The sequence below is a fragment of the Rhizobacter sp. P2_H2 genome (assembly GCF_056403375.1).
This window is the reverse complement of record NZ_JBFUFP010000252.1, coordinates 1-6,192: the sequence shown is the minus strand read 5'-3', so window position 1 is coordinate 6,192 and position 6,192 is coordinate 1. Positions and strand designations below refer to the sequence as shown.

The 6,192-nt window shown below is 68.6% G+C and carries 7 protein-coding genes; 3 read left to right on the top strand and 4 right to left on the bottom strand.

Annotated elements, in window-relative coordinates; translation table 11 throughout:
* Positions 1–245 (bottom strand): Lrp/AsnC family transcriptional regulator (locus AC1D15_RS14880; protein WP_477826591.1); only part of this gene is annotated, 245 nt, incomplete at its 3' end.
* Positions 246–361: 116 nt separating this feature from the next.
* Between AC1D15_RS14880 and hppD the strand changes: the two genes are divergently transcribed.
* The 3 genes from hppD to phhA are packed head-to-tail and all read left to right on the top strand — an operon-like array spanning position 362 to position 3,128.
* On the top strand, positions 362–1,483 hold the full coding sequence (hppD, locus tag AC1D15_RS14875) for a 4-hydroxyphenylpyruvate dioxygenase (protein ID WP_477826590.1): 1,122 nt from the start codon (positions 362–364) through the stop codon (positions 1,481–1,483).
* Complete coding sequence (locus tag AC1D15_RS14870) at positions 1,480–2,247, top strand: transporter substrate-binding domain-containing protein (RefSeq protein WP_477826589.1); 768 nt, start codon at positions 1,480–1,482, stop codon at positions 2,245–2,247. Before hppD ends, AC1D15_RS14870 begins: the two co-directional genes overlap by 4 nt.
* Entirely contained in the window at positions 2,235–3,128 is an 894-nt protein-coding gene (gene phhA / locus AC1D15_RS14865) for a phenylalanine 4-monooxygenase (RefSeq protein WP_477826588.1), read from the top strand. The genes AC1D15_RS14870 and phhA overlap by 13 nt, the downstream gene beginning before the upstream one ends.
* Here the strand turns inward: phhA and AC1D15_RS14860 are convergent, their stop codons facing one another.
* The 3 genes from AC1D15_RS14860 to AC1D15_RS14850 form a co-directional block, all read right to left on the bottom strand.
* On the bottom strand, positions 3,129–4,016 hold the full coding sequence (locus tag AC1D15_RS14860; protein WP_477826587.1) for an esterase/lipase family protein: 888 nt from the start codon (positions 4,014–4,016) through the stop codon (positions 3,129–3,131).
* A gap of 26 nt (positions 4,017–4,042) precedes the next feature.
* On the bottom strand, positions 4,043–5,656 hold the full coding sequence (locus tag AC1D15_RS14855; RefSeq protein ID WP_477826586.1) for a GMC family oxidoreductase: 1,614 nt from the start codon (positions 5,654–5,656) through the stop codon (positions 4,043–4,045).
* The coding region (locus tag AC1D15_RS14850; protein WP_477826585.1) for a hypothetical protein at positions 5,656–6,192 on the bottom strand (537 nt) is incomplete at its 5' end. The genes AC1D15_RS14855 and AC1D15_RS14850, both read right to left, overlap by 1 nt.

Below are 6,192 nucleotides of genomic sequence, written 5' to 3'. Positions count from 1 at the left end.
TCGGAGTGCTTCTCGAGCCGCACGTTCAGGTAGGCCGTGAGCCCGAGCCCCACGCGCTCGGCCGGCACCAGCGCCACGTAGCCGGCGATCACGCCCGATTCCTCCAGCCGCTTCACGCGCCGCAAGGTGGCCGACGGCGACAGGCTGACCTGCGCGGCCAGCACGTCATAGGTGATCCGGCCATCGGCCTGCAGCGCCCGAAGAATGCGCCGATCGATCGCATCCAGCTGGATTTCCGTTTCCATGCGGTTGATTTTGCAGCTTTCCTGCGAATCGCGCCCGCCCAAGGGCACAACTTGCATGATTCCTGCGGGGGGACGAATCTACAGTGCGAGCAAGTTTTCACTTTCAGGAGCGCGCCATGCAGTTCACCCCCTGGGACAACCCGATGGGCACCGACGGCTTCGAGTTCGTCGAGTACGCGGCGCCGGACCCGGTCGCGCTCGGCCGGCTGTTCGAATCGATGGGCTTCACCGCGATCGCGCGGCACCGCCACAAGAACGTCACGCTGTACCGCCAGGGCGACGTCAACTTCATCATCAACGCCGAGCCGAATTCGTTCGCGCAGCGCTTCGCCCGCCACCATGGCCCGAGCGTGTGCGCGATGGCCTTCCGCGTGAAGGACGCCGCGAAGGCCTACGAGCGCGCGCTGGAACTCGGTGCCTGGGGCTTCGACAACCAGACCGGGCCGATGGAGCTGAACATCCCGGCCATCAAGGGCATCGGTGATTCGCTGATCTATTTCGTCGACCGCTGGCACGGCAAGGACGGCGCGGCCGCCGGCGCGATCGGCAACATCAGCATCTACGACGTSGACTTCGTGCCGATCCCCGGCGCGAACGCGTCGCCGGTCGGCAACGGCCTGACCTACATCGACCACCTGACGCACAACGTGCACCGCGGCCGCATGAAGGAGTGGGCCGACTTCTACGAGCGGCTGTTCAACTTCCGCGAGGTGCGCTACTTCGACATCGAGGGCAAGCTGACCGGCCTGAAGAGCAAGGCGATGACGAGCCCGTGCGGCAAGATCCGCATCCCGATCAACGAGAGTTCCGACGACAAGAGCCAGATCGCCGAGTACCTGGACCTGTACCACGGCGAAGGCATCCAGCACATCGCGCTCGGCACCGACGACATCTACGGCTCGGTCGAGGGCATGAAGACCCAGGGCGTCGTGTTCCAGGACACCATCGCGACCTACTACGACCTGGTCGACAAGCGCCTGCCGAATCATGGCGAGCGGCTCGAAGAGCTGAAGCGCCTGCGCATCCTGATCGACGGCGCGACGCACCTGGGCGCGCCGAACGAACTGCTGCTGCAGATCTTCACGCAGACGGTGATCGGGCCGRTCTTCTTCGAGATCATCCAGCGCAAGGGCGACCAGGGCTTCGGCGAAGGCAACTTCCGCGCGCTGTTCGAGAGCATCGAGCTCGACCAGGTGCGCCGCGGCGTGCTGAAGGCCGAACCCGAGGCGGCCGCATGAAGGCGCTGCCGTCGTTCATCGCGATCGCGCTGGCGGCGCTGGCCGGCATGGCCTCGGCGCAGGAATCGTCGCTCGATGCGGTGATGAAGGCCGGCGTGCTGCGCGCCTGCACGCCGGGCGACTACAAGCCGTTCAGCTTCCAGCGCGCCGACGGTGCGTTCGAGGGGCTGGACATCGATCTCGCGCAATCGCTGGCCGCGGCGATGGGCGTCAAGCTGGAGCTCGTGAAGACCAGCTGGGCCAACCTGCTGCCCGACTTCGGCGCCGGCAAATGCGATGTCGCGATCGGCGGCATCTCGGTGACCACCGAGCGCCAGAAGCGGGTGTTCTTCAGCACCGCCTACATGGTCAACGGCAAGACGCCGCTGGTGCGCTGCGAGGACGTGCCGAAGTACCAGAGCGTGGCCGACATCGACAAGCCCGGCGTGCGGGCGATCGCGAACCCGGGCGGCAGCAACGAGCGCTTCGCGCGCGCCAACTTCAAGGTCGCGACGCTGACGATCCATGCCGACAACCTGACGATCTTCGACGAGCTGCTCGCCAAGCGCGCCGACGTGTTCGTGACCGAGGCCGCCGAGACGCTGGTGCAGCAGAAGCTGCGGCCCGGCCTGTGCGCCGTCAACCCGGAACGCCCGCTGCAGTACGGCGAGATGGCGTGGATGCTGCCGCGCGACATGGTGATGAAGAACTTCGTCGACCAATGGCTGCACCTGTCGAAGGCCGGCGGCGACTACCAGCGGACGACGGACAAATGGCTGCGCTGATCAACGACAGCAGCGCCAAGGGCGTGAACAGCGGCGTCGCGCCGGCCACCYACGGCCAGGGCGACCGCCCGCCGCGCGGCGACTATGCGTCGGCGCGCGCCGACTACACCTGCGAGCAGGACTGGGCCCGCTACACGACCGAGGACCACGCGCTGTACCAGCGCCTGTACGAGCGCCAGGCGGCGCAGCTGCAAGGCCTGGCCTGCGAGGAGTTCATCGACGCGGTGGGCCAGCTCGGCACGCCGACGCAGATCCCGCGCTTCGACGAGCTGTCGCAGCGGCTGCGCCGCGCGACCGGCTGGGAGGTGGTCGCGGTACCGGGCCTGATCCCCGAGGAGGCGTTCTTCGCGCTGCTGGCGGCGCGCCGCTTCCCGGTGACCGGCTGGATCCGCAAGCCGGAAGAGTTCGACTACGTCGTCGAGCCGGACGTGTTCCACGACCTGTTCGGCCATGTGCCGCTGCTGTTCAACCCGATGTTCGCCGACTACATGCAGGCCTACGGCGCCGGCGGGCTGAAGGCGAGCCGGCTGCAGTCGTGCGAGTACCTCGCGCGGCTCTATTGGTACACGGTGGAGTTCGGCCTGATCGCGACGCCGGCCGGCCTGCGCGCGTATGGCGCCGGCATCCTGTCGTCGGCGGGCGAGCTGCGCCACAGCGTCACCAGCGCGCAGCCGCAGCGCCTGGGCTTCGACCTGGAGCGCATCATGTGCACGCGCTACAAGATCGACACCTACCAGGCCACGTACTTCGTGATCGATTCGTTCGAGCAGCTGTTCCGCGCGACGGCGCCGGATTTCACGCCCATCTACGAGGCGGTGGCGCAGCGCGACGAAGTACCCGCCGAGGCCACGCTGCCCGGCGACCGCGTGCTCGCGCCGTGATCACAGCGCGGCCTGCAAGGCCTCGAACACCACCGGCTGGTTGACCAGGTCGACGTGCGCGACGCCCGGCACGTGCCGGTTGTCGGCACCCGGCAGCGTTGCGGTGCTGGCCGGGAACACGATGTTGTCGCAGTGGCTGTAGAAGCAGATGAAGCGCTGCGACAGCGTCGCCGATTCGCGCGCCCCCAGGGCCACCTGCCAGGGGCTGGCGAGGCGCATCTCGTGCCCGTTGGCCGTCGTCGAGAAGCGCCCGAGCCAGGTGCCGCGGTGCGGGGTGCCGATCGTGATGATGCGGTGCGCACGCGCCTCGCCGCCGTGCGCCGCGGCCCACGCGCGGATCGCGAGCCCGCCCATGCTGTGGCCGACCAGCACCGGCGCCTGGCCGGTGGCGGCCTCGAGCCGCGCGACGGCCTGCTCGATGATGTCGGCGTAGTGGTTGATCGAGCCGAACACCGGTTCGAGGTTGACCGCGATGAACGGCGTGCCGCGCCGCACGAGCCGCTGCATCCACGGATTCCAGAAGCCCCGGTTGCAGACGAAGCCGTGGACCAGCACGACGCCGCGGTGTTGCGACTTGTCGGGCACGTGATCGGGCACGCGGTTCGAGCGGAATGGCTGCCGCCAGCAGAACACCTGCGGCGCCGTCAGCACCTCGCCGATCCAGGCATGCAGCAGTTGCAGCGCCGTCGCGCGCGGGCTCGGGTCGTCACCGTGCACGAAGTACAGGAAGATGAACTCGAGACCGAGGAAGAGCGCGTAGCCGAAGACGATCAGCAGCGCGCCGGCAGCCGCCCACCCGGGTCGATCGATGTGGATGAACCACACGGCCCAGAGCAGCGCGGTGAGAAGCAATCCGAGCGTGATGAAGCGTTGCAGGCGCGCGAGCATGCGGCCGATGCTATCAGCGTGAGTCTTCAGGCCAGCTGAACGTCGTTGCCGGTCAGGCGCTTGGCGAGACGCGTTGCGAGCATCGCTGCGACGCCGTAGACCGAGAGCTGGGGGTTCGCGCCGATGCTGGTCGGGAACAGCGAGCCGTCGTGCACCGACAGGTTGGCGACCTGCCAATGCGTGCCGTCAGGGCGCACCACGCCTTGCGCTTCGCTGCCGGCCATCGGGCAGCCACCCATCACGTGGGCGCTGACGACGCGCGTCAGCAGCGGCTTCATCGACAAGCCCAGGATCTTCCGGCGCGCTTCTTCCCATGACGTGGACGGCGTTGCCTCCTCGTGCACCGGCACGACACTGCGGGCGCCCGCCGCGAACTGGATCTCCGCCATGCTGAGGAATGCCCGGCGCGCGCCGTCCATCACGAAGTCGTTCAACGGGTAGTCGAGCACCGGCGTGCCGTCGCTGCGCAAGCCGACCGAGCCGCCTGGAGACTGCGCGTGGAAGCCGTCGCGCATCAGTGCCAGCAGGCTGTGCGTGCGCGGGAACTGGGCCAGCATGTCCGCCTGGTCGCGGCCGTGGCCCGCCAGCGTGGACGAGGCGATGACAGGGTGCAGCGGCGGCGCCTCGAGCTTGTAGCCGATGGCGCCGGTCAGCGGCTGTGTCTGCAGGAAATGGTCGGTGTAGAGGGTCTGCGGTGCGCCATCCCAGCCGTTCACCGGGTCCGCGAAGGTCGCCGCCGAGATCACGACCGGGTGCAGGAAGGTGCGCTTGCCGACGAGGCCATGCGGGTCCGGCACGCCGGAGCGCAGCAACAGCGCCGGCGAGTTGATCGCGCCACCGGCGACGACGTAGTGCTTCGCGGTGACGCGTACGCCGCTGGCGCCGGTCGGTGCGCTGTTGTCGGCGACCGGCACACAGTGCAATGCCTCGACGCGCCCGTCGCGCCATTCGAGCCGCTCGGCGCGCATCTGGACCAACAGCGTGGCCCCCTGGTCGAGGGCCGCCGGCAAGGTTGTCACCAGCATCGATTGCTTCGCGTTCGTCGGACAACCCATGCCGCAGGAGCCGAGGTTCCAGCAGCCCTTCACGTTGCGCTGGATCGACGAGGCCGCGATGCCGAGCCGCGCGGCACCGGTGCGCAACAGCTCGTTGTTCCGGTTCGGTTCGGTGAGCCACGGACCGATGCCGAGGCGGCGTTCGGCCTGTTCGAACCACGGCGCCATCGCGGGCGGCGTCATCTCCGCCAGGCCGTACTGCGTGCGCCAGTGCTCGAGCGTGTCGGCCGGCGTGCGGAACGAGCTGGTCCAGTTCACGGTGGTCGAACCGCCGACGCAGCGGCCCTGCAGGATGTTGATCGCCTTGTCCGCCGTCTTGCGGGCGGCGCTCTCCTGGTAGAGGCTCGGGTAGGCGTCGCTCTCGCGCTGGCGGAAGTCGCTGCTGCTCTTCAGCGGACCCTCCTCGACGATCACGACCTGCAGGCCGGCCTTCGTCAGCAGTTCCGCGGTGATGCCGGCGCCGGCGCCGCTGCCGATGATGGCGACATCGCACAGCAGGGTTGGCGGGACGGCAGCATGCGAGCCGCCGAGAACGCGCCAGCCGCGCTGGAGCCCTTGCTGGATCGGATCGTCAAGCTTGCTCATCAGATGTCGCGTGGGCCCGGATAGCCGATCGCGGGCCATGCCACGGGGTCGGAGAAGTAGGCACCGTTGGTGATGTCGCGCAGCGCGTGGTAGATCTGCTGGCGAGTGGCCAGTCGCGAGGTGCGCATGCGTTGCAGCGCCAGTTGGACGTCGGCAACGCTCGCGGCGTCCCACGGCGCGGCGAGGCGGGCGAGCAGGCGTCGCCCCGGTGCCGTGCACAGGATGCCCAGCAACTGCGCGAGCTCGTCCTGCACCGCGGGAGCGAATCCGCGGATGGTTTGCTGCACGCGTTCGACGTGCCCGGCCAACGCGGATGCGCGCGCAGGCCCCGATGGCAGCACGCCGTCGAGTACGGCCTGCGCCACCGCAGTAAACAGCATGCGGCTTTCGGCGTTCAGTTCGGCGGCGGGCGCGGCAGGCCGCATCCACACGAGTCCGCCACCCACGGTGACCAGCGTGAGCGAGGCGACTGCGCCGATCTGGAGGAGCTTGCGTCTTTGCATGTGGATGGCGGAATGCGGGCGCAGTGTTGCATC